The organism is Nitrosospira sp. TNL300 (assembly GCF_055385915.1).
This window is the reverse complement of record NZ_AP041005.1, coordinates 352,090-378,015: the sequence shown is the minus strand read 5'-3', so window position 1 is coordinate 378,015 and position 25,926 is coordinate 352,090. Positions and strand designations below refer to the sequence as shown.

Below are 25,926 nucleotides of genomic sequence, written 5' to 3'. Positions count from 1 at the left end.
TCCTCCCGCTCCACGGGATTCCCGGAAATCCTGCCTGTCTGCTCCTGAGGAGCTTCACTGCTATCGCGTTCCACGCGCTGCGAAACCACTGACATAACGTAAATCTACATAACTCAAACGTTGATTCAATCGCGCTGCGACCAGATCGTGTGTCTGTACATAGCGCTCCAATCGCTTCTCCAGGTGCTCTCGCCCGAGCTCCAGTATCGTTCCGTTCCCAAGGCGAACCCGCCATGCACGCCGAGGTGAAAGTTCCATCTGCTCGACATCCTGCTTCAACGGCTGTAGCAATCTGGTAAAAACTGCATGCTGATGCACCATTTCACGAACACTCTCCCTTGGTCCTTCAAATATCGGCATCGGCTCGTCCGATGTAGCATTGAATATCTCTCCCTGCCTGTTGACCAGGGCACTGGGGCCCCAGTGTGCCAGCGGCACATGCTCCTCGACCACTACGTCCAGCCCATTCGGCCAGATCCGCCGAACACTTGCCACCCTTACCCACGCCAGTTTTTCGAACGTGTGTCGCGCAGCCTCAAGATCAATGGTTAAAAAATTTCCTCCCACTTCGCGATGAACTGCGTCAGAAACCTGTTCTCGCGTCACGTGCCTCAGTTCGCCGCTGCCGCTGTTGCTCCTGATATTGACTTCCTTCAGAGGCAGCAGCGGCAGATGGATCGTCCACTGGACCACAAGGTAGATCGCTATCAGTCCCGCCAGCGTGAACAGCCAGTCCGCCACCTGGTTCAATGCCTGATGGTTATCCCACATGGGCCAGTTCCAGTATCTTCAGTACCAGTTCCTCGAACGATATTCCTGCCGTTTTTGCCGCCATGGGAACGAGACTATGTGTGGTCATCCCGGGTGAAGTGTTCGCTTCGAGGAAATAGGGAGTGCCCGACCTGTCCAGTATCAAATCCACCCTTCCCCAACCTTCGCAGCCCAACAATCTGTGCGCCTGCAACGCCTGTTTCCGAATGACGCACTCCTGCTCCTCGGACACCCCGCTCGGGCAGAAATACTGCGTCTTGTCCGACAGGTATTTGGCTTCGTAGTCGTACAGATCACCCTCGACCTGAATTCGCACCAGCGGCAACGCAACATCTCCGAGAATGGAAGCCGTGAGTTCGGTTCCTTCGATAAACTGCTCCGCCAGCACCATGGCATCATGGCGGGCAGCTAGCCGCCATGCGGCGGCGACTTCCCCTGCCTTCCTTACCTTGCTCAGGCCAATGGTGGAACCCTCTCGCGAAGGTTTTACAATCAGCGGCAGGCCGAGCTCTTTTACCACTGCATCAAAATCGCTCTGCTCATCGAGCAGGATATGGCGCGGCGTGTTGATGCCCGCGGACTGCCAGAGCAATTTGGTGCGCCATTTGTCCATCGCCAAGGCACTGGCCAACACGCCGCTCCCGGTATAGGGAAGCCCCAGCAGTTCCAGCGCACCCTGGACTGTCCCATCTTCGCCATAACGGCCATGGAGGGCGATATGAGCACGCGCATACCCTTGCTGCAAAAGCGCATCCATGTGCTGTTCGGAGGGGTCGAATGGATGAGCGTCCACTCCGCAGCGGCGCAGGGCATCGAGTACGGCTTTGCCACTTTCAAGGGAAATCTCGCGCTCCGCTGATCGCCCTCCGAGGAGAACCGCGACTTTCCCGAAGTCATGACTACCCGCCATATCCACCATCCTTCCTGTACGCAGTCCGGGAAACACGCAACTCACGTCTGGCGGGGGTCCCTATAATGCGCACCTCCTGTTTCAGTTCCGTGCCAGTCTGCTTTTTTACGGTTTCACGTACCGCAGCAATCACCGCTTCTATATCGGAGGCGGTAGCGCCGCCGGTGTTCACAATGAAATTCGCATGCTGCGGCGAAACCATGGCGCCACCGATACGAAACCCCTTAAGTCCACACGACTCGATGAGCCGCGCCGCCTTGTCATTCTCCGGATTGCGGAACACGGACCCGGCATTAGGCAGGTTTAAAGGCTGACTCTGGATACGACGGGCAAGCAACTCCTTGATCTTCTGCCGAACTGACGCTGCATCGTCCCGCGGCAGCGCGAACCACGCGCCCGAGAACCATTCGCCCACCAGAGAATTGTCAGGGATGTTTTCTGTGCCGCCAGCCTTTTGGTTCCCGGCGCTCCCCTCTGCCTTCAACGCCACGTGCCGATAGCCAATTTCGTAATTCCCGGGCGATCGTCTGTGCAACTCCCCCGAGCGGTCCATAGTTTGCACGCTCGAGACGATGTCCCAGGTTTCGGCCCCATAGCATCCGGCATTCATTGCCAATGCGCCGCCCACGGTGCCGGGAATACCTGCCAGGAACTCCGCTCCCCCCAACCCCTGCAGCGCAGCAAACCGGGCGACTTTGGCGCACGCCACCCCTGCGCCGGCATAAATCAGCATCTCGCCCGCATCGGATTGTTCCAATCGCAAATCGTTCAGGCGGGCGTGCAGTACAACGACACTGCCCCGCACCCCGCCATCGCGTACCAGGAGATTGCTGCCAAGCCCCACCACATATACCGGTTCATTCCCGGGCAGACCGCGCAGAAACGCCGCAAAATCACCCAAATCCGCCGGCAGAAAGATGCGCTCCGCGCTCCCGCCCGCGCGCCAGGAAGTGTAGTTCTTCATCGGCTGATTATGGCGCAGCTCGCCACGAACGCTGGCATAATCAAGGGAAAGGTTGATTTCTGACATATCCATTCAGGAGCCCTGTAACAAAAGCACTGCGGGTTCCCTGTTTTCTTTCGGACTGACCGGCAGGCGAGCTTCAGCCTGCGAATCCCGGGAAAGGGTGGGAGCCACTCCTCCCACTGATCCTGCTCCCATTACCAGCACCACATCCTTATCCCTGGCGATGCTGTGAATTGCCTCCTCCAGTTCGTCCACTCGCTCGACAAAGATGGGCTCCACCTTGCCGAGCACGCGCAGCGACCGCGCGAGCGATTTGCTGTCTGCGGCAATTATGGGGGCTTCGCCAGCGGCATAAACTTCTGTCAGGAGCAGTACATCGGCAGTGGATAGAACTTTGACGAAATCTTCGAACAGGTCGCGCGTGCGTGTATAACGGTGCGGCTGAAACGCCAATACCAGACGGCGCCCCGAAAACGCGCCGCGCGCTGCGGCAATTGTGGCCGCCATCTCCACGGGATGGTGGCCGTAGTCATCGATCAGGGTAAAACTTCCGTTTCTGCCGGTTTCGGAATCAGTCAGGGGAATTTCGCCGTAACGCTGGAATCTCCGGTCAACCCCCTTGAAGTCCGCCAGAGCCCGGACCATGGCAGCATCCGGCAGTCCAACCTCATTGCACACGGCTATTGCCGCCAGCGCATTTTGCACGTTATGCAGACCAGGCAGATTCAGCACGATTTTGAGTTTCCGGGTTTTGCCGTTAACCCCTATCAGAGCGGTAAAGTGCATCTGACCTTCACTGTGACGAATATCCGCGGCGCGCACCTGCGCGGTTTCCGATAACCCGTACGTGGTCACAGGCTTGGTAATAGCCGGCATGATCTCGAGTACGTGAGCATCATCCACGCACAGCACCGCCATGCCGTAGAAAGGCAGATGCTGTACAAAATCCACGAACGCCTGCTTGAGCTTGCCGAAATCATGCTCGTAGGTATCCATGTGGTCGGCATCGATATTGGTGACCACCGCCAGCACGGGTTGCAGGTGGAGGAATGAAGCGTCGGATTCATCCGCCTCCACCACGATGAACTCGCCACGGCCCAGCTTCGCGTGGGAACCCGCCGCCTCCAGCCGGCCGCCGATAACGAATGTGGGATCCATGCCCGCTTCCGCCAGCACGCTGGTGATCAGGCTGGTGGTGGTGGTTTTGCCATGCGTACCTGCGATGGCGATCCCCTGCCGCAATCTCAGCAGTTCGGCCAGCATGATAGCGCGTGGAACCACTGGCACTTTGCTCTCCCGTGCTGCGAGAACCTCCGGATTATCGGGCAGAATCGCGGTCGAGGTTACGACTGCATCCGCCGATGCCACGTGAGTGCGCGCGTGACCGATATAAACTGTCGCGCCCAGTTTTTTCAGTCGCCGGGTGGTCACACTATCATGTATATCGGAGCCGCTGATCTTGTATCCCAGGTTGAGCAGTACTTCGGCGATTCCGCTCATGCCGGACCCGCCAATGCCCACAAAATGAATATGCTTAACTTTGTGTTTCATACTTTTCGTTGTTTACACATAAAGCAAGTGCAACTGCTGTAAGACGAAGGAAACATGATCACCTTAAACTGCAACCATTTCCATGCACGTCTCGGCCACGCACCGGGTAGCATCGGGTTGCGCCAACTCTCTCGCCCGGCACGCCATTTCCATGAATTGGTCCCTGCCCATACCCATCAACAGCTCTGCCAGTCCTTCGGGAGTCAGCTGGCTCTGCGGCAGCAATATCGCAGCGCCTTTCCCGCTCAAAAATTTTGCGTTCGTGGTCTGATGATCATCCACAGCATAGGGAAAAGGCACCAGAATGCTTGCTACACCCGCCGCGGCCAACTCCGCGACGGTGAGCGCGCCCGCGCGGCAGATCACGAGATCATTCTCTCCATAGCGGGACGCCATATTATCGATAAACGTAACCAGTTCACCCTCCACTCCCGCTTCGAAGTAATTCTGCTTCAGCGCTTCCAGATGCCGGGTCCCCGCCTGATGCGTCACCTGCGGACGCATCCCTTCAGGTATCCGCTTCAATGCCTGCGGTACAATGGTATTCAGTGCCTGAGCACCCAGACTGCCGCCTACCACCAGCAGCTTGATATTTCCGCTGCGGAATGCATACCTCTGTGCAGGTGGCGCCAGCCTGGCGATTTCGTCACGCACCGGATTGCCGCAAAACACCGCTTTTTTTTCACCTTTGATCGCGTCGGGAAATCCCAGCAATATCCTGTCGGCGAGTCTCGAGAGGATTCTGTTGGCGAGTCCCGGAATGGAGTTCTGTTCGTGTATCAGCAACGGCCGCGCCAGCAGCGAAGCCATCATTCCCCCGGGAAACGCGGGATAGCCGCCCATGCCCAACACCACGTCCGGCCGAACCTTCCGTATTACTCTTGCGCTTTGCCAGAATGCCAGCAATAGACGCGCGGGCAGCAACAACCAGGTGCGAATGTTTTTCCCCCTCAATCCGGAGAAGCGAATCGTCTCCAGGGTATGCCCCTGCTGCCGCGCCAGCGTTGTTTCCATTCCCCCCTCAGTTCCAAGCCAGACTATGCGCCACCCGGCCCGCTTCAAATACTCCGCCACGGCAAGACCGGGAAATACATGTCCGCCGGTTCCTCCCGCCATAATTAGAATCGTATGGCTCAAGATGCCATTCCTGTATTTTTCATATCCGATAACCTCTCGCCAACTGCCGGTTTTCCCAATCCGCGCGCAGCAGCACCGCCAGCGAGAGGCAGCTTGCAACTATGCTGCTGCCGCCGAAACTCATCAACGGCAGGGTGAGTCCCTTCGGCGGGAGCACTCCCATATTCACGCCCATGTTGATGAATGTCTGCACTCCCAGCCATACACCGATACCTTGCGCCACGAGTGCGGGAAAATGACGTCCCCTGACTGCCGACTGGCGGCCGATCATGAACGCGCGTGCAATTACCCAGACAAACAACGCCAGCACGATCAGGACGCCGACGAAACCGAGCTCCTCTGCAACCACAGCCAGAAGAAAGTCGGTATGCGCCTCCGGCAGATAGAAAAGCTTTTCGACACTTCCGCCCAGGCCGACGCCCAGCCATTCACCGCGTCCGAATGCAATCAGCGCATGGCTCAACTGGTATCCTTTTCCGTAGGGGTCATCCCAGGGATCCAGAAATCCGAAGAAACGCTGCATGCGATAAGGGGCATTCCAGACCAGGGCAAGCAGCCCGACAATCAGGAAACCAATCAACCCGGCGAATAGTTTCAGGTCCATTCCTCCCAGAAACAATATCGCCATCATGACAGTGGTAATGACAACGAAGGCGCCAAAGTCCGGCTCGAGCAGCAGGAGAGCCCCCACGATGAGCGTGATGATCAGCATGGGAAGAAAGCCCTTGCGAAAACTTCCCAGGAAGGCGGCCTTGCGCACCGTGTAATTGGCGACGTAAATCACCATGAACAATTTCATGAACTCCGACGGTTGAAGGTTCACCACCAGCAAGGATATCCAGCGCCGGCTGCCGTTGATTTCACGGCCCACGCCGGGAACCAGCACCAGTGCCAACAGGCACGAACCAAGCAGAAACAGGTGGAAAGAATATTTCTGCCACGACTCCATAGGGACCTGGAACGCAACCACGGCCACCAGCAAACCCGCGGCGACATAGGCAGCGTGCCGGATGAGAAAATAGGTCGGGTAACCGCTGCCCTCAGCCTCGGCAATCGAAATCGAGGCGGAATAAACCATCACCAGCCCAAGGCTCAGCAAGAGTATGGCTGTCCAGATCAGCGCCTGGTCAAAATCCGCAGACAGAACTTTCTGCTTTCCGGTACCGTACCGATAAATCATCTGATCAATGCCATCCTGCAACCGCAGCTGAATTGCCGCCTGCACATGTGGCGTGGATGCTTTTTACCGCCGCAACGAACACCTCTGCCCGATGCACATAGTTGTCGAACATATCGAAGCTTGCACATGCCGGCGACATCAGGACTGCATCGCCCTTCCGCGCCAGCTGAAAACTTTTCCGAACCGCCTCTTCCATCGTTTGAGCACGATGCAGAGGCACTCCGCACGCATTTATCGCCACTGCAATTTTTTCCGCATCCCGCCCGATGAGCACCACTGCGCGCCCATGCTCGCCTATCGGCGCAGCCAGGGGCGAAAAATCCTGCGCCTTCCCATCTCCGCCGGCAATCAAAACCACCGGTTGCCCAAGACCTTTCAGAGCAGCCACCGTTGCACCTACGTTAGTACCTTTTGAATCATCGTAGAAGGTAATGCCACTGAAAGTGGCCACTTTTTCAACCCGGTGCGGCAAACCCCTGAATTCGCGGAGCGCCTGTAACAAAGGATCAAACGGGACGGCCAGGGCACGGCATAGCGCCAGTGCCGCCAGCGCATTTGCACAATTGTGCCGGCCAGTAATGGCGAGTTCGCTGGTTTTCATTAGACGTGCGTCTCCCCGCATCAGCCATGTGTCTCCACCCTCCCGAAGCAAACCGAAATCGCGGTCACTTTGTGGCATGCCGAGGCTGAAAGTGACGTGTGGTCTCCCCGCTAACGCCATTTGCCGGACAAGAGGATCATCGCCATTCAGGATTTGCACGCGCCTGCTGTCACCCCTGCCTCCAGCGCCGGTCTCGTTGCTGCCATCGAGAAATATCCGCGCCTTGGCAGCGGCGTATTCCTGCATTCCCGCGTAGCGGTCCAGATGATCCTCGCTTACATTCAACACCGCGGCTGCATCCAGCCCCAGGCTCTCTGTAGTTTCCAGCTGGAAACTGGAAAGCTCCAGCACCCACGCCTGCGGCATTTTTCCTGTATCTTCCCGGCGCATCAATGCGTCCAGGACCGCAGGACCGATATTTCCCGCCACTTCGACGTCCCACCCCGCTTTTTTTAACATTGCTCCCGTCATGGCGGTCACCGTGGTTTTGCCATTGGAGCCGGTAATCCCAATGAGTTTTGGCCTGCAAATCCCCGCATCTCTAACCGCCCAGGCAAAAAGCTCCATATCCCCGACCACCGGGGTACCTTCTTTCAGCGCCTGCTGCACAAGAGGCTCCGACAGGGGCAGACCAGGACTGATTGCGATTAAATCCACGCCGGAAAAGGCTCTGGCAGCCAGGGAACCTGCAAAAACCTCCACCTGCGGCAGCGCGCTGTTAAACGCCTTCACACCCGGTGGCTCGTTTCGGGTATCAGCTGCTCGCACCAGCGCTCCCCGCCGAAACAACCATTTTGCCATGGAAAGGCCGGTCTCTCCGAGGCCGAGCACCAAGACAGTTCTGCCTTGCAGATTCATGATTTCAACTTCATCTCAGCTTCAGGGAAGACAAACCGAACAGCACCAGCATCATGGTAATGATCCAGAACCGGACCACTACCTGGTTTTCCTTCCAGCCTTTCAATTCATAATGATGGTGCAACGGCGCCATGCGAAAAATGCGCTTGCCGATCAGCTTGAATGAAGCCACCTGCAACATGACCGACAGGGTTTCCACTACAAACACGCCTCCCATGATGAGCATAACGATTTCCTGTCGCACTATCACTGTCACGATTCCAAGTGCCGCGCCCAGGGCAAGCGCTCCGACATCTCCCATGAAGACTTCCGCCGGATAAGCGTTAAACCACAGAAAAGCAAGACCTGCACCCGCCAGAGCGCCACAGAAAACCGCGAGTTCGCCGGCCTGGGGGATATGAGGAATACCGAGATACTTTGCGAATACCGCATGGCCGGCCACATAGGAAAAAATCGCCAGGGCGCTGCTGATCATTACGGTAGGCATGATAGCGAGGCCATCCAGCCCGTCGGTCAGATTTACCGCATTGCTGGTACCGACGATGACGAAATAGGCGAGCACCACGAATCCTGTCACACCAAGCGGAACGGCAACCTGTTTGAAGAAGGGAACGATCAGGGTTGTCTGCGCGGGCAGTTCGGCCGTCAGCACCAGGTAGAGCGCCACCAGGATCGCAATGGCCGATTGCCAGAAAAGCTTCGCCCTGGCGGAAAGCCCTTTCGGATTGCGATATACCACCTTGCGGTAATCATCCACCCAACCGATCATGCCGAAACCCAGGGTTGTAATCAGAACAATCCACACGTAGCGATTGCTGAGATCCGCCCAGAGCAAGGTAGTAATGGCGATAGAGACGAGTATCAGCGCTCCACCCATGGTGGGCGTTCCTGCCTTGACCAGATGTGTCTGGGGACCGTCATCGCGCACTGCCTGGCCGATCTTGTAGGCAGTAAGTTTCCGTATCATCGTCGGGCCTACAATAAACGAGATTACCAGCGCGGTGAGCGCGGCCAGAACGGTACGCAATGTAATGTAACTGAACACATTGAACAGGCGAATGTCCCTGGCAAGCCATTGAGCAAGCTCTAGCAGCATGACAGGCATCCGGGTGAAATATTCCGGGATTTACCAGAATCTCCGAAGAAGACCATGACGTCCATAACCTGATTCACGATCCGTAAACTCATAACCCGGATTCCAGACGCTTTACGACTCGCTCCATCTGCATGAAACGCGATCCTTTGATCAGCAGGGTGACGTCCGGCCCGGGCAGCGTTTCTATATCGGCCAACAGATCCTCCATTTTTCTGAAATGGCGGGCTCCGCTGCCGAATTTTTCCGCCGCGTACGCACTCAAATCTCCCAAAGCCATGAGTTCGTCTATCCCCGCAATTCTCGCTTCGTCACCGATCTGTTCATGAAACTCTCTTCCTTTGTCGCCCAGTTCTCCCATATCCCCCAGCACCAGGACTTTCTTACCTTCCGCCCTTGCAAGCACCGCCAGGGCCGCCCGTACCGAGTCGGGGTTGGCGTTGTAACAATCATCGATCAGCGTTGCGCCGCGCACACCACATTTTCTTTGCATTCTTCCTTTCACTCCGCCAAATGCGCTCAATCCCGACGCGATCGTCTTCGGAGGTACACCGACGGCTACGGCCGCAGCCGCAGCTGCCAGCGCATTTCGCACGTTATGTTCGCCTGGCACCTGCAGAGTCACCTCCTCGACCCCTTGAGGTAAAATCAGTGTTATTTGCGCGCCGGAAAAAGCCAGTTTGTAGCCTGCGCTCACTTTTGCCTTGCTCTTCAGACCAAAATCGATTATCTGCCTGCCATCCGCAAGTTCACGCCACAGCCCATTGTGCGGGTCATCTGCATTGATAACCGCTATTCCCTGCTGACTGAGCCCTTCGAAGATTTCACCCTTTGCGCGGGCTACTGCTTCAACTGACCCAAGTCCCTGAATGTGCGCATCGCCGGCATTGGTGATGAGCGCCACCGAAGGCTTTGCAAGGCGGGTAAGGTATGAGATTTCGCCCGGATGGTTCATGCCCATCTCTATGACGGCATAGTGATGCCGCTCACGCAATCGCAAAAGCGTGAGCGGCATGCCTATATCATTGTTGAGATTGCCCTGGGTTGCCAGTACTGCATCTGGAGCATCCGTCTCCATCCCCCCCGCCGCCTCCGCGTCGCGCCTTAAAATAGAGGCGATCATCTCCTTTACGGTCGTCTTGCCATTACTTCCCGTTACTGCGACCAGCGGTATGGTGAAGCGCTCGCGCCAGTATGCCGCCAGTTGTCCTAATGCCAGCCGGGTATTCTGCACCTGTATCAGGGGAATCCCGTATTCCTGATTCCCGGCCAGCCTGTCCTGCTGCACCAGGGCCGCTGTTGCGCCCCTGTCCCGTGCCTGGACGATAAAATCGTGACCGTCGAAGTTGGGGCCGACCAAAGCGACAAACAGATCACCCCGCGCAAGTGCGCGGCTATCCGTGCTCACCCCTGTAAAATCGATCTTTCCAGCAGCCGGTCGATCGTGCTGGGCCCCGGCCAGGGTTGCGGACATAACCTGGGCCGCCTTCTGCAAACTCATCATATTCGCGCCTGCGTCTTCTCCGTCATCAATGCTCTTCTCGCGACCTCTGCATCGCTGAAAGGAAACTTTTTACCGCCTGCCTCCTGCCAGGTTTCGTGCCCCTTACCCGCGATCAATATGACATCGCCCTTATACGCGCCCTGTATCGCGCGATAGATCGCGCCGGCCCGATCCTTCTCGATGCGATGATTGGCGGCAGCTCCCACGGCGATGTCACGAATAATGGAATCCGGATCCTCGCCCCGTGGATTGTCACTGGTGATGATGGCTTCGTCAGCCAATCGAGTCGCCACCTCCCCCATCAAGGGACGCTTGCCTTGATCGCGCTCGCCCCCGCAGCCAAATACGCAGACAAGCCTTCCTGATCCCGCCCCCGGCTTCCCGCCAGGGAAACCGGCGTCCACCGCTTCCCGCAGCGTGGTCAATACCTTTTCCATGGCGTCCGGAGTATGAGCGTAATCCACAACGATGAGAGGCTCATCTCCCTCCCCACCTATCTGCTGCATGCGTCCTGCTACAGGCTGGACTTCCTGCAAGGCTCGAACCGCTTCCGCGAAAACGATACCGCTTGCAAGCAGGGTAGCGAGCACCCCCAATAAGTTGGAAGCGTTGAAGCTGCCCAGCACTTCCGTTTTAAATTTCAGGCATTCCGCTTCAAATTCAATGTCGAACTCCAGTCCCGCCATGCTTGCCCTGAGATTGCGCCCCCATACCATCCTGAACAGGCCAGGATTAGGATGCGCGATTGTTGTATCGGCAAACCCATAGCCGATCATGCCGATTCCAGTTCCTTCCAGATCGTGCAGAAGCTGCACGCCAAATGCGTCATCGAGGTTCAGCACGGCATACTTGAGCCCGCTCCAATGAAACAGTCGCGCCTTGGCAGCTGCGTACACTTCCATGTTGCCGTGATAATCGAGGTGATCGCGGGAAAGATTGGTAAGCATGGCAACTGCAAACGTCGCTCCGTTTATCCGTCCTTGTACAATCCCATGTGACGAGACTTCCATTGCCACGCATTCCGCGCCGCGCCGCAAAAAATTAGCTATTTTAGCTTGCAATAACACTGAATCGGGGGTGGTATTTGCAGAAAATTCCATTTCTCCGGGAAAACCGGATCCCAGCGTGCCGATGACCGCGGCTTTACGATCCAGTGCCGCCATCGCCTGGCCAATCCAGTGGCTGCAGGAGGTTTTGCCGTTCGTTCCCGTCACTCCGATCAGCCATAGCTTTTGTGAGGGATGATCATACAGATAGTCTGCGATGAATCCCGCCCTGGATTTCAAATCCGAGACTGGCAGATTAGGTGTTTTCCATTGCGGATCCCACGCAAAGCTGTCGCGTTCCCACACTACTGCGCGGGCACCCCGCTCTATCGCTTGCGGAATGAATTTACGTCCATCCGTCTTTTCTCCGGGATAGGCCAGAAAAGTATCCCCCGGCTTCACGGTGCGGCTGTCAACCGCAAGATGCTCCATCCTGGCCCCGAGCCGGTCAAGCGCATGGAAATCAAAACCGGCTTCGGAGCCGCCGGGATATTCCGATATCCTCCTCCCCGACCTGAGGCTCATACATCACCCTTGTTGTCCTTGGGAGGAGCGGCTGTCAGGGACGTCGTATTGCCGCCCGGCGCATCGTGCGGCACATTCTGCATGTGCAGGAGGCCGTGCATCACCCGGCTGAAAACCGGCGCCGCCACCGTCCCCCCGTAATATTGTCCAGCTGACGGCTCGTCCAGCATCACTGCAATGACATATCTCGGGTTCGAGACGGGCGCATAACCGACAAAGGTCGAAAGATAGCGGTTTTTTGCATAGCCTCTGCCTTCCAGCTTGTGCGCGGTTCCAGTCTTCCCCGCCACCCGATACCCGTTGACCTGCGCCCGCGGAGCGGTACCGCCTGGTTGCGCCACCATCTCGAGCATACGGCTCACGGCCAGCGCTGTGTCGCGTGAAATCGCGCGCTTGCTGACGGGAGCCGAGTCGAGCTTCAGCAGCGATACCGGTTTTATTTCACCTTCCGCGGCAAAAATCATATAAGCGCGAGCAAGCTGCATCAGGCTCACCGCAATGCCATGACCATACGACATGGTCGCCTGCTCGATGGGACGCCAGGTTTTATAAGGCCGCAGCTTGCCGCTCACCTCACCCGGAAAGCCGGAGCCAGGCAACTCTCCGAATCCTGCTCCATTCAGCATTTCCCACAGTGTCTGCGGCGGAAGCGACAGCGCGATCTTTGCTGAACCGACGTTGCTGGATTTCTGGATCACCTGCGTGACAGTCAAGGCCTCTGTCCTGTGCGCATCACGTATGGTCGCCTTACCTATGGAGAATGAACCCGGCGCGGTTTGAAATACAGTGTCCGGGGTGATTCTCCCTGCTTCCAGCGCTGCCGCTACCGTGAACGGCTTGAGCGTGGAACCCGGCTCGAATATATCGGTGACAGCCCTGTTACGCGACTGCGCGCTATTCCTGTTGGACCGGTTGTTCGGGTTGTAGGTCGGGAGATTCACCAGGGCCAGGACTTCGCCAGTCTTCACATCGAGGGCCACCAGGCCGCCAGCCTTGGCCTTGTGGGTTTCCACGGCCTGCTTCAATTCACGGTAGGCGAGGTATTGTATCCTGCTGTCTATCGACAGCGCCATGTTCTGTCCCGGCTTCGGTGCGCGGATGCTTTCGACGTCCTCGATGATATGGCCTTTGCGATCCTTGATGACTCGACGGCTTCCCGGTTTTCCGGCAAGCTCATCCTGCCAGGCCAGTTCAATACCCTCCTGCCCCCTGTCGTCCAGATCGGTGAACCCGAGGACGTGCGAAGTCAGGTCTCCCGCAGGGTAGTAGCGCCGGTACTCGCGCTTGAGAAATATGCCCGGGATTTTCAGTCCGACGATGCCGGCCGCCACGGCTGGCGACAAATGCCGCTTCAGGTATACGAAATCGCGCCTGGACGCTGCCCGAGAACCCTGGGAAACTCCTGCCAGCCCATCCAGGCGCTTGTGAAGCTCATCCGCGTCCATATCGATCAGACCCGCGAGACTGCTTAACTGCTCGGGGGTGGCAACCACATCCTGTGGACTCAGCCATACGGATTCCACGGGAGTGCTTATCGCCAAGGGCTTGCCGTAACGATCGGTGATCATTCCCCGGTTTGCGTTCATTTCAAGCACACGGCCATAACGCGATTCACCCTTCTGCTGCAAAAACCCGTTGTGCATTCCCTGCAGATAAGCAGCGCGTCCTGCCAGGCCAGCGAATCCAAGCAACAATAAACCCACCAGGAGGCGTGAGCGCTTCGCGGGCAGGATAACAGGCGGCTTTTGATTGGCTTTCATGATTTCGATGCTTCCTTGGAGTCGGTCGAATCGACAGGTTCCCCCACGGGATGACTCAGGGGTATGGTCTGGATAAGCTTGGGGTCCGGCAGGCGCATCCGCAGCTGCTCCGTGGCAATTTTTTCAATACGGGCATGCGTCGCCCAGGTGCTTTGCTCAAGCTGCAACTGCCCCCATTCCTCCGCCAGCTGCCTCGCCAGCTGCTGCTCCTTCTCCAGTTCCACAAACAGCTTGCGCGCCTTGTGCTGTGAAGTCACAACACCCAGCGCGCAAGCGACGAGAATTAAGGTCAACAAAATATTTATTCTGATCACACCGACCTCTCATCAACCAAAAACGCGCAACGAGATTCCCCTAAGTGGTGTTTATCCGCTCCGCCACACGCATTATCGCGCTGCGAGCGCGAGGATTGCATTCGACCTCCGCCACGCCGGGCCGTACCGCCTTCCCAACCCTCTGCAGATTTGCCCTGCTGAAACGCCGCACCTCGTCGGCGCGCAGCGGCAGGTGCTTCGGCAGTTTGTCGGGATTCGCTCCTTCACGTATGAAACGCTTCACTATTCTATCTTCCAGCGAGTGAAAACTGATGACGACCAGCCGGCCACCCGTCTTCAGCATCTCGACACACTGCGGTAAGGCAAGCGACAGCCCCTCAAGCTCCTGATTGAGGTAAATCCGGATGGCCTGAAAGGTACGCGTCGCCGGATTCTGTTTTGGCTCACGCGAGCGCGCGGGTATGGCCGCTGCCACGATCGCGGCAAGTTGACCGGTAGTGACGAGAGGTTGTCGCGCTCTAGCCTTAACAATCGCTCTTGCAATCTGCTTAGCAAACCGCTCTTCGCCATATTCTCTTATCACCTCTTCCAACTGGACTTCCGACGCCGAAGCCAACCACTGAGCTGCTGTCTGCCCCTCTGTTGTATCCATGCGCATATCGAGCGGTCCCTCCATACTGAAACTGAAGCCGCGTGTGGTGTCCTCGAGTTGCGGTGACGACACGCCCAGATCCAGTAATACCCCATCGATCTGACCGACATTCAACTGCCGCAGCACTTCCTGCAACCTGGAATAACTGCTGTGAACCATGCAGAAGCGTTCATCTCCAAAATTCCGCCCAACCGCACAAGCGGCCGGATCCCTATCGAACGCGATCAGTCTCCCGCTCTTCCCCAAGCGCTCCAGTATCAGCCGGCTGTGTCCGCCTCGACCAAATGTCCCATCCACATATATCCCATCCGGCTTGAGTGCCAGCGCTTCCACCGCCTCCTGTAGCAGAACAGTAGTATGCTTCCCTGCCTCAGCCACAAAATTACAGTGAAAAACCTTCGAGTTCTTCGGGAATGCCGTCTCTGAACGCGAGCGCGCTCTCCATCTGCAGGTTCCATTTTTCGCTGTCCCACAACTCGAATTTCGCACCTTGTCCCACCAGAACCACCTCTTTGTTCAAGCCTGCAAATGCCCGTAGAGAGGGAGGCACAAGAATGCGACCGGCGCCATCCATCTCCACATCGCAGGCATTGCCAACGAGAAGCCGCTGCAAACTGCGGGTTTGTGGATTAAAGCTGGAAAGACTGTTGAGCTTTTGCTCTATGGGCTCCCATACGGGCTGAGGATAAATCAACAAACACTTGGATGGGTCGGCAGTGACAATCAGATGACCTGCGCAAAGGGATATGAGCGTCTCCCGGTATCTTGCAGGCACGGCGAGTCTACCCTTGTTATCCAGACTGACAGGTGTCCCACCGCGAAACATTGCTCCCTTTCTTTACTTTACGGAGGAAAACTGCAGAAAATCGTCTCCCACTTCTACCCACTTTTACCCACTGTAGTTAAAAAAAAAGCCAAAGTCAAGGAAGAGAATGAGGGATTATAAAAGGTAGGGGAGTATGGGAATTTCCGGTCTCGACTATGGGAAAAGATAAATGTTCCGGTTGCAAGCTGTCGGTGGGAGAGGTCCAGCGGTTGGTCGCAGCGTTGCTGCCGTCCTGATGGAACGGCTTGCTCCGCGGCCGTGCACTCCACCGGGCGATGGCTGCATAGTGCGTGACGATCGCACCTGTCTTCCCTGGCCGTTTGACTCCATCTGCTGGGGGAACTGCGAGCGAACCTGCTGCCATTGGTCTGGTTGCGATCAATTGCTGTGCGGAGTATCGGAGTGCTGATGGTGCGTCGCCGGAACTTGAATTATGTTTATTTGCGCGATGCCGATATGACTCCGGGGACGCTTGCTATCAACCCGAGAACACGCCGCAATTGATCCACGTTGCCAATCCTGATCACGAACTGCATGATGGCGTTCAGGTCGCGGCTATGGGCGCGGGTAGCGACGACATCAATTTTTTCGCGCGACAGAACACTCGAAATATCGTTCAGCAATCCTTGACGGTCCTGCGCCCGGATCTCCACCTCCACGGCGTAACTCGCATCTTTGGATGAATCCCATTGCGTACTGACGAGGCGCGCCGCGCCTTCTCCTGACAAGCGAGACACATTGGCGCAACCTGCCCTGTGGATGGTGATTCCCCGTCCGCGGGTGACAAAACCAATGATGGGATCAGGGGGTACAGGCTTGCAGCACTTTGCCAGTACGGTGAGCAGCTTATCGACCCCGACGACGAGTACGTCTCCTTGGAGTTCCGAGGTGAGGGTCTGCTTTTTGATGACTGGCGTTTCGGGAACGGATAGGCCAGGTTCGGTCTCCCCGCTCAAGAATGCCGATAGCTGGCGCGCATTGATATCCCCCCTTGCAACGGCTGCAAGAAAGGAATCAAGTCTGGCAAATTTGAACTCGACTGCCAGCTTATCCAGGCTCATCGCAGTCATGCCATGGCGCTGCAGTTCCTTTTCCACCAAAGCCCGGGCTTGTGTGAGGGAAGCAGTACGCATTTCACTGCTGAACCACTGCCTGACTTTCGTCCGGGCGCGCTGGCTCCTGATATAACCCAGGGCAGGGTTGAGCCAGTCGCGGCTAGGCCCCCCCTGCTTGATCGAAATGATCTCCACCCTTTGCGCATTTTGCAGCGGGTAATCGAGGGGCACCATGATGCCATCCACCTTGGCGCCCCGGCAACGGTGCCCCAGGTCGCTATGCACATGGTACGCAAAATCCACGGGAGTAGCTCCTTTGGGCAGTGCGATCACCTTCCCTTGCGGCGTCAGTACATAGACCGAATCTTCGAACAGTGCAACCTTGAAATGCTCAGCCAGTTCTCCCGCGTCCTCGACATCATTCTTCCACTCCAGTATCTGCCTCAACCAGGCGATCTTTTCCTCATACCGCGCGTCCCGCTTTGCACCTTCCTTGTAGCGCCAATGCGCAGCGACCCCCATTTCCGAATGACGGTGCATCTCATGGGTCCGGATCTGCACCTCGACCACTTTGTCTTCCGGGCCGATTACCGCAGTATGCAGCGACCGGTAATCATTGCCTTTCGGCTTGGCAATATAGTCGTCGAACTCCTTGGGGATCGGCACCCAAAGATTGTGCACCAACCCCAATGCCGCGTAACAATCCCTGACTTCGTCCACGAGAATGCGAACGGCACGGGTATCCTGGATTTCCTTGAAGTCCACCCCCTTGCGTTTCATTTTTCTGTAAATGCTGTAAATGTGCTTGGGACGTCCTGTGATTTGAGCCTTGATCCCGGCCTGATGCAGTTCGTTTTGCAACTTGTCAACCACCAGCGCGATATATTGTTCCCTGCTGCGGCGGGTTTCCTCCAGTAACGTGGCGATTTTTTTATAGCGTTCGGGTTCAGTGATCCGAAACGACAAATCCTCCAGCTCCCACTTCACTTGCCACAGTCCCAGTCGATTGGCGAGAGGCGCGAAAATGTTCAGGGTGACCTCAGCGGCCTCCCATCTTCCGGCAATATTGCTGGCAGCGACGTAACGCATCGTCTGCAACCGGTCGGCCAGGGCGATGATCACGACCCGGATGTCCTCCGCCATCGCGAGCAGCATCTTCCTCAATACTTCAATCTGCGCGCTGCCGTTCCCGATATTGTCCGTGCTGCTTGCTGATCGCAACCCCTGGATTCGGCTGACGCGCCTCACACCTTCCACGAGATGAGCGACCGTCGGACCAAAAGCGGTTGCCAATTCTTCTTCATACTCCTCCAGATACCCGGGAACTGCATGAAGCACTCCTGCTGCCAGCGTATCGCTGTCCACCCGCAATCCGGCAAGAATCGCCGCGACTCCATCTACATGCGAAGAGAGCAATTCACCGTTAGGCAGGCTTTTATCTATATAGAGTGGTTCGCAAAAAGCTTGCGCTCTCCGGAGCAGGTCGATTTCTGCCGGGGAGAAGATTGAACCCGGGGACTGGAGCCGGAAAGGTTCGTCCCCTTTTCCGGGAATGAGGGAGAAAGCGTTCATGGAACGGGTGTGGTGAGTATGGAAGCGGCCTTTTTCAACCGGGTCCTCGTGTCCTTTCATAACTGCTTTATCTTTATTTCCGGTTAAAACGTTGTTGAATCGTGCCAATAACGCATCCGCCGCACGCGCCATCGCTCCACGGCAAGGTCATTACCGGCAAAGCGCAGCAATATGGCGCCATCGGCATCGCTGCGCAACAATCTGCTTCCCGCCGACCGATACCGCTCCGCAACTTCCTCCTTCGGATGGCCAAAACGGTTGCGGTAACCTACGGTAAATACTACCAGCCGCGGGTTCACCTTGCGCACGAACTCCTCGGTGGAAGAAGTTTTGCTTCCATGATGAGGAGCAATCAATACCGTTGAGGAAAGCGCTTCCCCATAGCGTTTGAGCAATTGATATTCGGATTTTTTCTCGATATCCGCCGGCAGAAGCACGCTGCCATGCCGGGTGGTAATTTTCAATACGCAACTCAAGGCATTGCTCTTGAGGCGGGAGTCATTGTAGCTCTCTTCCGCCGGATGAAGCATGTCGAAGCGAACGCCATCCCATTCCCACGACTGTCCCGCCTTGCACCGGCGCCTGTTGAGAGCGGCCTGTTGCATGGGATGATCGTCGCGCAACGATGAGACGAGCCATTCCACAGGTACCGCTTGCAGCACGGACAACCCTCCGCCGCTATGATCCGAATCGGCGTGTGTGACGATCATTGCATCCAGATGCCTTACCCCTTCCCCGCGGAGAAATGGAACGATGGTGCGGCTGCCGCTATCGGCCTCGGACGTGAAGGCAGGGCCCGTATCATAGAGCAGCGTGTGCTTTTCCGTACGCGCCAGTACCGCCAGTCCCTGACCGACATCCAGCACGGTCAGCCACAGCTCCCCCTGCTCCGGCCTCGGGAGAGGCAGCAGAAACATCGGCAGCAGGGCGATGAGACCGAGCCAGCGAGCAGGAAAACCGGTATCGAGGCCGAGTCGCCATCCCCACTTTCCAGGCAACAGCGTCCAGAAAATGCCTGCCACCCCCACGGCTACTGCCCAGAAAGGCGGTGCTTGCTGGCTCCACACGGCCTGAGGCGCATCGCTCAGCCATTGCATCACGGTCATGCAACTGTCCAGCGCTGCATGCGCCGGTATCAACAGAAAATCGAGGGGCGGCAGGGTTGCCAGCAGAGTTAGCGGCACCACGACAAGACTCACCAGTGGAATCGCCACCGCATTGGCGATTGGGGAAACCAGCGATATCTGCTGAAACATCGCCAATAAAAGAGGTATCAGGCCCAGGGTTATGGCCCACTGCACCGTTGCCCAACTACTCAGCCAGTGCGGTCTGCCGATGCGGCCGACAGATATCAGCATGATTACCGCCATGGCGCCAAAAGATAACCAGAAGCCGGGTGAAAGCACTGCCCACGGATCGAGAACCACGACTGCAAGCAATGCCAAGGCCAGGATTGTGGTCATTGCAATGGAACGGCCGAGCCATAGGGCAACGGCGACCGCAGCAAGCATATAGAGCGTGCGTTGTGCCGGAATCGCAAAACCGGCCAGCAGCGTATAACCGAGCGCTGCCACCAGCCCAGCTACAACTGCGGCTTTCCTGGCTGGCAGCCGCAGCGTCAAATGATAGCTTCTGCGCCACAGCCAGTATGCCATCGTAAACACAAGTCCCGACAGCATGGTGATATGAAGGCCGGATATGCTGACGAGATGGTTTATTCCGGTCCGCGTGAATATCTGCCACTGCTCATGCGGAATCGCCCGCTGATCCCCCACCGCCAGCGCAACCAGGATCCCGGCATAAGCATGGCTGGGGAGTGCAGCAATAAAATTATCGCGGATATTCTGGCGCAAACGCTCGACATGATAAGCGGGACGCTCCACCACTTTCTCCAAGCGTCTATTTTCGTCATCCTTGCGCACATAGCCTGTGGCTCGAATGTTGCGCTCCAGCGCCCACTCCTCGAAGTCGGAAGCATGCGGATTGGCAGTTCCATGGGGGCGCTTGAGCCGTACAGTAAGCCGCCAGCGTTCCCCAGCGCTGAGGGAAGGTGTTGAAGGTCCTGATGCGAAGCCGCTCCCGCGCTCGTTATACCAGGAAAGAGAAAGGCGCGCGGGCACGATTGCGCTCTCCGTCAGGACCTGCTCTACATCGAAAGTAAAGCGGACACTGTTCTCGCCAGTTTGCGGCAACTCCGCAACTACGCCAATTATCTGTATATCTCTCCCTTCCCATTCGTGCGGAAGCACGTCGCTCAAACGCCATTGCGCAAAAGCAGCCGCCCAGAAAAAGCCGGCTCCCAGGAAAAGGCAAACCCAAAGCATCTTGCCGATGCGAGCAAAAACAGGAGCGCGGCAGCGAAATAGCAGAATTCCGAACACCACGCCGGGGAAAAGAGCCCACGCACCTGCAAGCGCTGGCAGCAGCGGCTGCTGTTGCAGCAGCACTACTCCTGCAACAAATGCCAGAATACAAAGTCGCATCAGCGATTTCCTGCCATCAGTAGAGCATACAGGCGGCCCCGGTAGCCAGGATAAAAACGTCGGAGAAGCCGGAGAAAACAGACAAGGCAGGTGACAGCGTCGCGTTCACAAATGCTTTTTCATAGAATCCTCGCAAGGAAACCCGCGACTTCAGTCGCGGGAGGAATTGCGTGATTGTTACAAGGTTCAGGTATTTCTTGTAAAATGCCTGAATGGAAGTTAAACGTGCCTACAAATTCCGGTTTTACCCGACGCCGCAGCAAGCGGAAGTTCTTGCCAGAACGTTCGGCTGCGCGCGTTTCGCCTACAACCACATGCTTCGCCAGCGCACTGACGCATGGTTTCAGCGAATGGAGAAGGTCAACTACAACGAGACTTCCGCAATGCTCACGGCACTCAAGAAAACTCCTGAGCATGCCTGGTTGAATGAGGTTTCCAGCGTCCCGGTACAGCAATCCCTGCGGCATTTGCAAACCGCTTTTTCCAACTTCTTTGCCAGGCGCGCCGGATACCCGGCATTTAGGCACAAGGACGGCGCCCAGGCGGCTGAGTACACGACCAGCGCGTTCAAATGGGACGGCAAAGCACTGAAGCTGGCGAAGATGGACAAATCTCTGAATATCCGCTTCTCGCGCACCATCCCGAAAGCGGTTGTCGTTTCCACCGTCACGGTCAGCAAGGACACGGCCAACCGCTATTTCGTGTCCATGCTTTGCACGGATCAAGTCACCGCCAGGAACAAAGCAGTCGGAAAGGTTGGCATTGATCTGGGCCTGACTCACTTCGCCATCCTCTCGACCGGCGAAAAGGTTGCTTCGCCCAACACATTCCGCAGGAATGAAACCAGACTGGCAAAGCTGCAACGCAGGCTGGCGAAAAAACAGAAAGGCTCCGCAAACCGGCGCAAGGCCAGACTGAAAGTAGCCCGGCTGCACGCGAAGATTACCGATTCCCGCAGGGACTTCCTGCACAAACTTTCGACACGGCTGATAAACGAAAACCAAGTGATCGCCATTGAAAGTCTCGCTGTCAGCAACATGCAGAAGAACCGCTGCCTGTCGAAGTCGATCAGCGATGCAGGCTGGTCTGAATTCGTGCGGCAGCTTGAGTACAAGGCGCACTGGTATGGACGCGAACTGATCGGCATTGACAAATGGTATCCGAGCAGCAAGCGATGCAGTGACTGCGGACATACCGCAAAGGCCATGCCTTTGAAGGTGCGCGAATGGACTTGCCCGGAATGCGGCAGTGTCCACGACCGCGACATCAATGCAGCGCGCAATGTTTTGGCCGCCGGACTGGCGGTGTCAGCCCATGGAGAAACTGTAAGTCCTGTTTGCATGTAAATGTGAATAGGCAAGGTTCTGTGAAGTGGGATCCTCCGTCTTCAGACGGGGGGAGGATGTCAACGCACGCAGAATTTCATATGGCCGTAGCTTCGGCTGACCAAGTGGTGTATGTTTGTATCAAGGAAGCCTGTCGCTGGTCGAACCGGAGGATTTATCGGGGTTCCCTGGCTCCTGTCCCTGTATATATTTCATGCCACCCCTGTGTTTCGAAAATTTTTCAAAAAATACCTGCCTTCCCATGAAACCATCCGGCACAACCGGTTTGTTGCCCTTTTCGGAGAACGGCTGCAACATCACAATCTCTGGCACCTGCATCGGAGGTCAGTCGCTGGCGGCTTTGCCGTCGGATTGTTCACCGGCCTTATCCCAGGGAGCAATCCTGTGCAATTCTTTTTTGCCGCGTTATTCGCCGTTGCCTTCAAGGTCAACCTTCCTGTAGCAGTCATAACGACGCTTTATTCCAATCCCTTTACCATTCTGCCGATCTATGTGGCTGCCTACGAAATCGGCGCTTTTGTAACGGGAGGTACGTCGAACGGCATGCCTGAAGTGGGATTGCACCTCATGGATAAAAGTATCAGCGAGTGGGGGCCTGCCCTGATCGACTGGGTCGTATCACTCGGCAAGCCTTTGCTGGTCGGAATGTTGCTGCTGGCTCTGTTACTTTCTTCAACGGGCTATTTTGCAGTGCGCGCCGGATGGCGTTTGTTCGCGATTTATGAATGGCGCAAGCGCGCAAAACGGCGTAGACAGAAGAATGAGCAGAATATGGGTGGAATGGATGGAGATAGCGGATAGAGCAAAGCCATTACAGCTATGGATGCCACGTTCGATTATTCCGCAGGATGGATTCGTGCAGATGTGGATAGTCAGTCGGAAGCCACAGAAGAGGAACAAGCCAGAATGGAGGCGCAGGAAACAGAACTCTCGAAGGCATGGAGGCTGAAACGAAGCTTAGGATGAGGACGAGAGCGGAGAATTCTACTGGGGCTCGAGGAGAAGGCCGCGGGTATTCAATGGGAATTGGATGCATTGAGTGAATCGCTGGCCGACCCTTATTCGATGGTCTTGAGATCGCCCGCCCCACCGTCCTCGACTACGAAGGGAATCTCCGCATCGAGCAGGGCCGGATCCCCAAGAAGGACATGAAGAGGCTGTCATTCAATTAAGGCAAAGGAACAGGGATTGCAGGAAGAGCAAAAATGATGAACCGAAGCCTCTGCATTCGGAAAAACTCACTCGTATGCTGGCGCTGCGCACCGTACTGCGGCGATTCAGGGCGAACTTTTGAAATAACCAGAAGTGGCGCTGGGAGCCCCCCGTGCATCGCGTGGTGTTACAGGTTTTCGGCAGCGGCTACAGATCAAATCGAGTTCAGCTGGCCGGGAAAACCCATGGACAATTGATCGGAACTACCGCAAATCAAGGGGTTTGCCGCTCAGAAATGCTTCAATTTGCATATCCGAAAGTTCATCCTGACTCTTAAGCAATCTAATCTGGTCGTCCTTCACCCGGGGGCTGTTTTGATGCAACCAAGCCCTACCTTCTTCTTCACTAAATTCGAGACCCAGCTTACGCCCTTCCTCCACTGCATTACCAATAAAACGATTAATATCAAAGGTGTCTTCCCTTAACTTTGCAACCAAGCTTGGATCGTTTTTAACTTCCTCGTAAAACCTGTCAATATTATCTTTAGACATTTTCGATCCTCCTCTTCTATATATGTCAAAAATTAGTCATTCACGAAAGATTATTATCATCTTCCCCTCTAAATCTTGCTTGCATTCAACGGCTTTCTAACGATTTTATAACTCCCCGCGTTTCGCCGAAAAACGTGCAGTATGGACGTAGTCGGCGTCGGGCAAAAGATGCAAACCCGGAATGATGGAGTGGGATTCCGAACATTCCTTTAGTGACTCCAATAGCAGACATTCGCTTGATAGCTTCGCTAAAAATGACTAATCCCATCCCCCGCTTGGCTAAATCACGGTGAATGAAAGAACAGGTAAAACGTAATACTTCACCGATTTTATGCGTAATACACCACCCAACCACCTTATTCCTATATTGCAAGGCAATACTTGTAACAGGCTCACAGTTGTACTCGAAATCAAAAGGAATAAGGTCATTCGCTATCCAATGCTCCCGTTCTTGAGATGATATGAGCCGAGCACGCTCTTCCGCTGGCACCTCAATCCAGGGCAAGATGGAATACCCTTTAGACAACCTCTGAAGATTTAGTATATGAGATTCTCTAATGGAATTGAGGTTGAAGTTTAATGCCAGCATGCGAGTCACTGGGATAGACCATTTTGTTTTCACGAAGACGTGTTCTAACGCCGCTGTTGTCGGTTGCCCCGTAATATAGACCGCACTGACAGATGGAACTTTTCGAATGGCCAATTCCTTACATAAGCATTCGATTAATGTGGTAGCAATGCCTTGGTTGCGGTAACTTTTATCGACATATACTGAGAATAACTCCGCCCCTGGCTTGTGCAAATTAATTGTCGTATAAGCAAGACCAATCGGGATGCCCTCAATCGTTGCGCCAATTAGAATATTCGCGAAATACGCGCTTCCGTTAATCTCTAATCTGGGGCGATACATCGGAAATGTGAAGTCTCGAAATTGCCGGATATCCGAAAGGCTAGTCAGTACTGAATACTCAACCATATCCATTTTGAAATCGTACTTGTTCGATTCCACATTATTTGCTGTTTCAGTTTCAAATGATAAAAGTTATTTTGAAGAAACCACATCGAGGGATAGCTCGGCAGGGATAGGTGCAGGATCACCCTTTATCCCAGGAGCAGCCGTGATTTTCACAAACTTCTTTTCAAGATTTCTCAAATTTAGATCAACAGTAAATTCCCTTTTGTCTTTTGGTAATTTATCTAGATTTACGATTTTGATTGAATCTCCAACAAGCGTTACCGAAAGTTCGGGATGGTCAGTTGATTGGCTAGGGCCTGTTGACGTTTTGATCTAAGGTTTTGTGATTAGGAAGAAAACCCGTATTGTTAAAGCTCTCATACAGTAACAACACGAGTTTTCGATGCCCCGATTGCTGCTCAGTGACGAGCATTGGTCGAAGCTGCATAAGATTCTGCTGCAGAAGACCATATACGACAAGCCTGATCTGCGCATGACCGTCGAGGCTATGCTTTACCGGATACGTACAGGCTGTCCCTGGCGAGATCTGCCCCAGGTGTTTGGTTGCTGGAACAGAATTTACAAGCGCTTCAATGCCTGGTCTGCCGCAGGCAAGTGGATCGAGATTTTCAAGGCGCTCGTGGTTGAACCTGACCTGGAGTGGACTTTTATCGATGGTAGTTATGCCAAGGCACATCAGCATAGCGCTGGGGCTGCCAGTAGTGAGGATGAAGCAATCGGGAAAAGTCGGGCAGGCAACACCAGCAAGATTCACCTGGCAGTGGATGCCCATGGTCTCCCGATTGAATTTGAAATCACCGGGGGACAAGTCAATGACTGCACGGTGGCACCGGAGCTGATTGCCAGACTCCCGCAGGTGGAAACGATCATCGCGGACAAGGGCTATGACAGCGAGCGAATCCGCGAAACCATCGAGTCGCAAGGGGTAAAGTCAGTCATTCCCAGGAAGCGTAATTCGCTCAAAGGCAATGCAGATTTGGATAGAGGATTGTATCGTTATCGGCATTTGGTGGAAAACACCTTTGCCCGCTTGAAGCATTATCGAGCCGTAGCATCACGATTCGACAAGCTGAAGAGAAATTACGAGAGTGTGGTAGCCATGGCCTGTATGATCCTCTGGCTACCAATGTGAAAC

The 25,926-nt window shown here is 55.5% G+C and carries 21 protein-coding genes; 3 read left to right on the top strand and 18 right to left on the bottom strand.

Annotated elements, in window-relative coordinates:
* Positions 1–60: 60 nt before the first annotated feature.
* From ACZ5BW_RS01720 to ACZ5BW_RS01645, 16 genes are all read right to left on the bottom strand, one after another.
* Positions 61–771, bottom strand: coding sequence for a cell division protein FtsQ/DivIB (locus ACZ5BW_RS01720; RefSeq protein WP_464541924.1), 711 nt, complete (start codon positions 769–771; stop codon positions 61–63).
* Positions 761–1,681, bottom strand: a complete 921-nt coding sequence (locus tag ACZ5BW_RS01715; protein ID WP_464541922.1) for a D-alanine--D-alanine ligase — start codon at positions 1,679–1,681, stop codon at positions 761–763. The genes ACZ5BW_RS01720 and ACZ5BW_RS01715 overlap by 11 nt, the downstream gene beginning before the upstream one ends.
* Positions 1,671–2,717, bottom strand: a complete 1,047-nt coding sequence (gene murB, locus ACZ5BW_RS01710; RefSeq protein WP_464541920.1) for a UDP-N-acetylmuramate dehydrogenase — start codon at positions 2,715–2,717, stop codon at positions 1,671–1,673. The genes ACZ5BW_RS01715 and murB overlap by 11 nt, the downstream gene beginning before the upstream one ends.
* Positions 2,718–4,199: a UDP-N-acetylmuramate--L-alanine ligase gene (gene murC / locus ACZ5BW_RS01705; protein ID WP_464541918.1), complete on the bottom strand. Its 1,482-nt coding sequence runs from the start codon at positions 4,197–4,199 to the stop codon at positions 2,718–2,720.
* A gap of 63 nt (positions 4,200–4,262) precedes the next feature.
* Complete coding sequence (gene murG, locus ACZ5BW_RS01700; protein WP_464541916.1) at positions 4,263–5,336, bottom strand: undecaprenyldiphospho-muramoylpentapeptide beta-N-acetylglucosaminyltransferase; 1,074 nt, start codon at positions 5,334–5,336, stop codon at positions 4,263–4,265.
* A gap of 19 nt (positions 5,337–5,355) precedes the next feature.
* Positions 5,356–6,516, bottom strand: a complete 1,161-nt coding sequence (ftsW, locus tag ACZ5BW_RS01695) for a putative lipid II flippase FtsW (RefSeq protein WP_464541913.1) — start codon at positions 6,514–6,516, stop codon at positions 5,356–5,358.
* 4 nt (positions 6,517–6,520) lie between these two features.
* Positions 6,521–7,975, bottom strand: coding sequence for a UDP-N-acetylmuramoyl-L-alanine--D-glutamate ligase (gene murD, locus ACZ5BW_RS01690; RefSeq protein ID WP_464541911.1), 1,455 nt, complete (start codon positions 7,973–7,975; stop codon positions 6,521–6,523).
* A 10-nt stretch (positions 7,976–7,985) separates the two neighbouring features.
* Entirely contained in the window at positions 7,986–9,071 is a 1,086-nt protein-coding gene (gene mraY / locus ACZ5BW_RS01685) for a phospho-N-acetylmuramoyl-pentapeptide-transferase (RefSeq protein WP_464541909.1), read from the bottom strand.
* An 88-nt stretch (positions 9,072–9,159) separates the two neighbouring features.
* Entirely contained in the window at positions 9,160–10,572 is a 1,413-nt protein-coding gene (locus ACZ5BW_RS01680) for a UDP-N-acetylmuramoyl-tripeptide--D-alanyl-D-alanine ligase (protein WP_464541907.1), read from the bottom strand.
* Positions 10,569–12,143 (bottom strand): UDP-N-acetylmuramoyl-L-alanyl-D-glutamate--2,6-diaminopimelate ligase, encoded by a 1,575-nt coding sequence (locus tag ACZ5BW_RS01675; RefSeq protein ID WP_464541905.1) that lies wholly within the window; start codon positions 12,141–12,143, stop codon positions 10,569–10,571. Before ACZ5BW_RS01675 ends, ACZ5BW_RS01680 begins: the two co-directional genes overlap by 4 nt.
* Positions 12,140–13,903, bottom strand: coding sequence for a peptidoglycan D,D-transpeptidase FtsI family protein (locus tag ACZ5BW_RS01670; protein WP_464541903.1), 1,764 nt, complete (start codon positions 13,901–13,903; stop codon positions 12,140–12,142). Before ACZ5BW_RS01670 ends, ACZ5BW_RS01675 begins: the two co-directional genes overlap by 4 nt.
* Positions 13,900–14,199, bottom strand: a complete 300-nt coding sequence (gene ftsL, locus ACZ5BW_RS01665; RefSeq protein ID WP_464574179.1) for a cell division protein FtsL — start codon at positions 14,197–14,199, stop codon at positions 13,900–13,902. The genes ACZ5BW_RS01670 and ftsL overlap by 4 nt, the downstream gene beginning before the upstream one ends.
* A gap of 58 nt (positions 14,200–14,257) precedes the next feature.
* Positions 14,258–15,208 (bottom strand): 16S rRNA (cytosine(1402)-N(4))-methyltransferase RsmH, encoded by a 951-nt coding sequence (rsmH, locus tag ACZ5BW_RS01660; RefSeq protein ID WP_464541899.1) that lies wholly within the window; start codon positions 15,206–15,208, stop codon positions 14,258–14,260.
* 4 nt (positions 15,209–15,212) lie between these two features.
* Complete coding sequence (mraZ, locus tag ACZ5BW_RS01655; protein WP_074706155.1) at positions 15,213–15,656, bottom strand: division/cell wall cluster transcriptional repressor MraZ; 444 nt, start codon at positions 15,654–15,656, stop codon at positions 15,213–15,215.
* Between the two features lie 437 nt (positions 15,657–16,093).
* Positions 16,094–18,343, bottom strand: coding sequence for a RelA/SpoT family protein (locus ACZ5BW_RS01650; RefSeq protein WP_464541897.1), 2,250 nt, complete (start codon positions 18,341–18,343; stop codon positions 16,094–16,096).
* Positions 18,344–18,366: 23 nt separating this feature from the next.
* Complete coding sequence (locus ACZ5BW_RS01645) at positions 18,367–20,766, bottom strand: DNA internalization-related competence protein ComEC/Rec2 (RefSeq protein WP_464541895.1); 2,400 nt, start codon at positions 20,764–20,766, stop codon at positions 18,367–18,369.
* A gap of 212 nt (positions 20,767–20,978) precedes the next feature.
* On the opposite strand from ACZ5BW_RS01645, the gene ACZ5BW_RS01640 reads away from it, so the two are divergent.
* Both ACZ5BW_RS01640 and ACZ5BW_RS01635 read left to right on the top strand, forming a co-directional pair.
* The gene (locus tag ACZ5BW_RS01640; RefSeq protein WP_464541893.1) at positions 20,979–22,112 is read left to right on the top strand and encodes an RNA-guided endonuclease TnpB family protein; all 1,134 of its coding nucleotides are present in this window, start codon (positions 20,979–20,981) and stop codon (positions 22,110–22,112) included.
* 204 nt (positions 22,113–22,316) lie between these two features.
* Entirely contained in the window at positions 22,317–22,913 is a 597-nt protein-coding gene (locus tag ACZ5BW_RS01635; protein WP_464541891.1) for a DUF2062 domain-containing protein, read from the top strand.
* Positions 22,914–23,527: 614 nt separating this feature from the next.
* Here ACZ5BW_RS01635 and ACZ5BW_RS01630 read toward each other — a convergent pair.
* Together ACZ5BW_RS01630 and ACZ5BW_RS01625 are read right to left on the bottom strand one after the other, a co-directional pair.
* Positions 23,528–23,815, bottom strand: a complete 288-nt coding sequence (locus tag ACZ5BW_RS01630; protein ID WP_464541889.1) for a Nif11 family protein — start codon at positions 23,813–23,815, stop codon at positions 23,528–23,530.
* A gap of 85 nt (positions 23,816–23,900) precedes the next feature.
* Positions 23,901–24,797 carry a GNAT family N-acetyltransferase gene (locus tag ACZ5BW_RS01625; RefSeq protein WP_464541887.1) on the bottom strand — a complete coding sequence of 299 codons (897 nt, stop codon included), beginning with the start codon at positions 24,795–24,797 and terminating at the stop codon, positions 23,901–23,903.
* 376 nt (positions 24,798–25,173) lie between these two features.
* On the opposite strand from ACZ5BW_RS01625, the gene ACZ5BW_RS01620 reads away from it, so the two are divergent.
* Entirely contained in the window at positions 25,174–25,923 is a 750-nt protein-coding gene (locus tag ACZ5BW_RS01620) for an IS5 family transposase (RefSeq protein WP_464541885.1), read from the top strand.
* The last annotated feature ends 3 nt before the right edge of the window (positions 25,924–25,926 follow it).

Coding starts and splice junctions, on each gene's coding strand:
- murC (WP_464541918.1), bottom strand. CDS start 4,199: ATGAAACACAAAGTTAAGCATATTCATTTTGTGGGCATTGGCGGGTCC.
- ftsW (WP_464541913.1), bottom strand. CDS start 6,516: ATGATTTATCGGTACGGTACCGGAAAGCAGAAAGTTCTGTCTGCGGAT.
- mraY (WP_464541909.1), bottom strand. CDS start 9,071: ATGCTGCTAGAGCTTGCTCAATGGCTTGCCAGGGACATTCGCCTGTTC.
- ACZ5BW_RS01640 (WP_464541893.1), top strand. CDS start 20,979: ATGGAAGTTAAACGTGCCTACAAATTCCGGTTTTACCCGACGCCGCAG.
- murB (WP_464541920.1), bottom strand. CDS start 2,717: ATGGATATGTCAGAAATCAACCTTTCCCTTGATTATGCCAGCGTTCGT.
- murD (WP_464541911.1), bottom strand. CDS start 7,975: ATGAATCTGCAAGGCAGAACTGTCTTGGTGCTCGGCCTCGGAGAGACC.
- ACZ5BW_RS01715 (WP_464541922.1), bottom strand. CDS start 1,681: ATGGCGGGTAGTCATGACTTCGGGAAAGTCGCGGTTCTCCTCGGAGGG.
- ACZ5BW_RS01670 (WP_464541903.1), bottom strand. CDS start 13,903: ATGAAAGCCAATCAAAAGCCGCCTGTTATCCTGCCCGCGAAGCGCTCA.
- ACZ5BW_RS01720 (WP_464541924.1), bottom strand. CDS start 771: ATGTGGGATAACCATCAGGCATTGAACCAGGTGGCGGACTGGCTGTTC.
- ACZ5BW_RS01630 (WP_464541889.1), bottom strand. CDS start 23,815: ATGTCTAAAGATAATATTGACAGGTTTTACGAGGAAGTTAAAAACGAT.
- ACZ5BW_RS01680 (WP_464541907.1), bottom strand. CDS start 10,572: ATGATGAGTTTGCAGAAGGCGGCCCAGGTTATGTCCGCAACCCTGGCC.
- ACZ5BW_RS01620 (WP_464541885.1), top strand. CDS start 25,174: ATGCCCCGATTGCTGCTCAGTGACGAGCATTGGTCGAAGCTGCATAAG.
- ACZ5BW_RS01625 (WP_464541887.1), bottom strand. CDS start 24,797: ATGGATATGGTTGAGTATTCAGTACTGACTAGCCTTTCGGATATCCGG.
- ACZ5BW_RS01675 (WP_464541905.1), bottom strand. CDS start 12,143: ATGAGCCTCAGGTCGGGGAGGAGGATATCGGAATATCCCGGCGGCTCC.
- ACZ5BW_RS01650 (WP_464541897.1), bottom strand. CDS start 18,343: ATGAAAGGACACGAGGACCCGGTTGAAAAAGGCCGCTTCCATACTCAC.
- mraZ (WP_074706155.1), bottom strand. CDS start 15,656: ATGTTTCGCGGTGGGACACCTGTCAGTCTGGATAACAAGGGTAGACTC.
- ACZ5BW_RS01645 (WP_464541895.1), bottom strand. CDS start 20,766: ATGCGACTTTGTATTCTGGCATTTGTTGCAGGAGTAGTGCTGCTGCAA.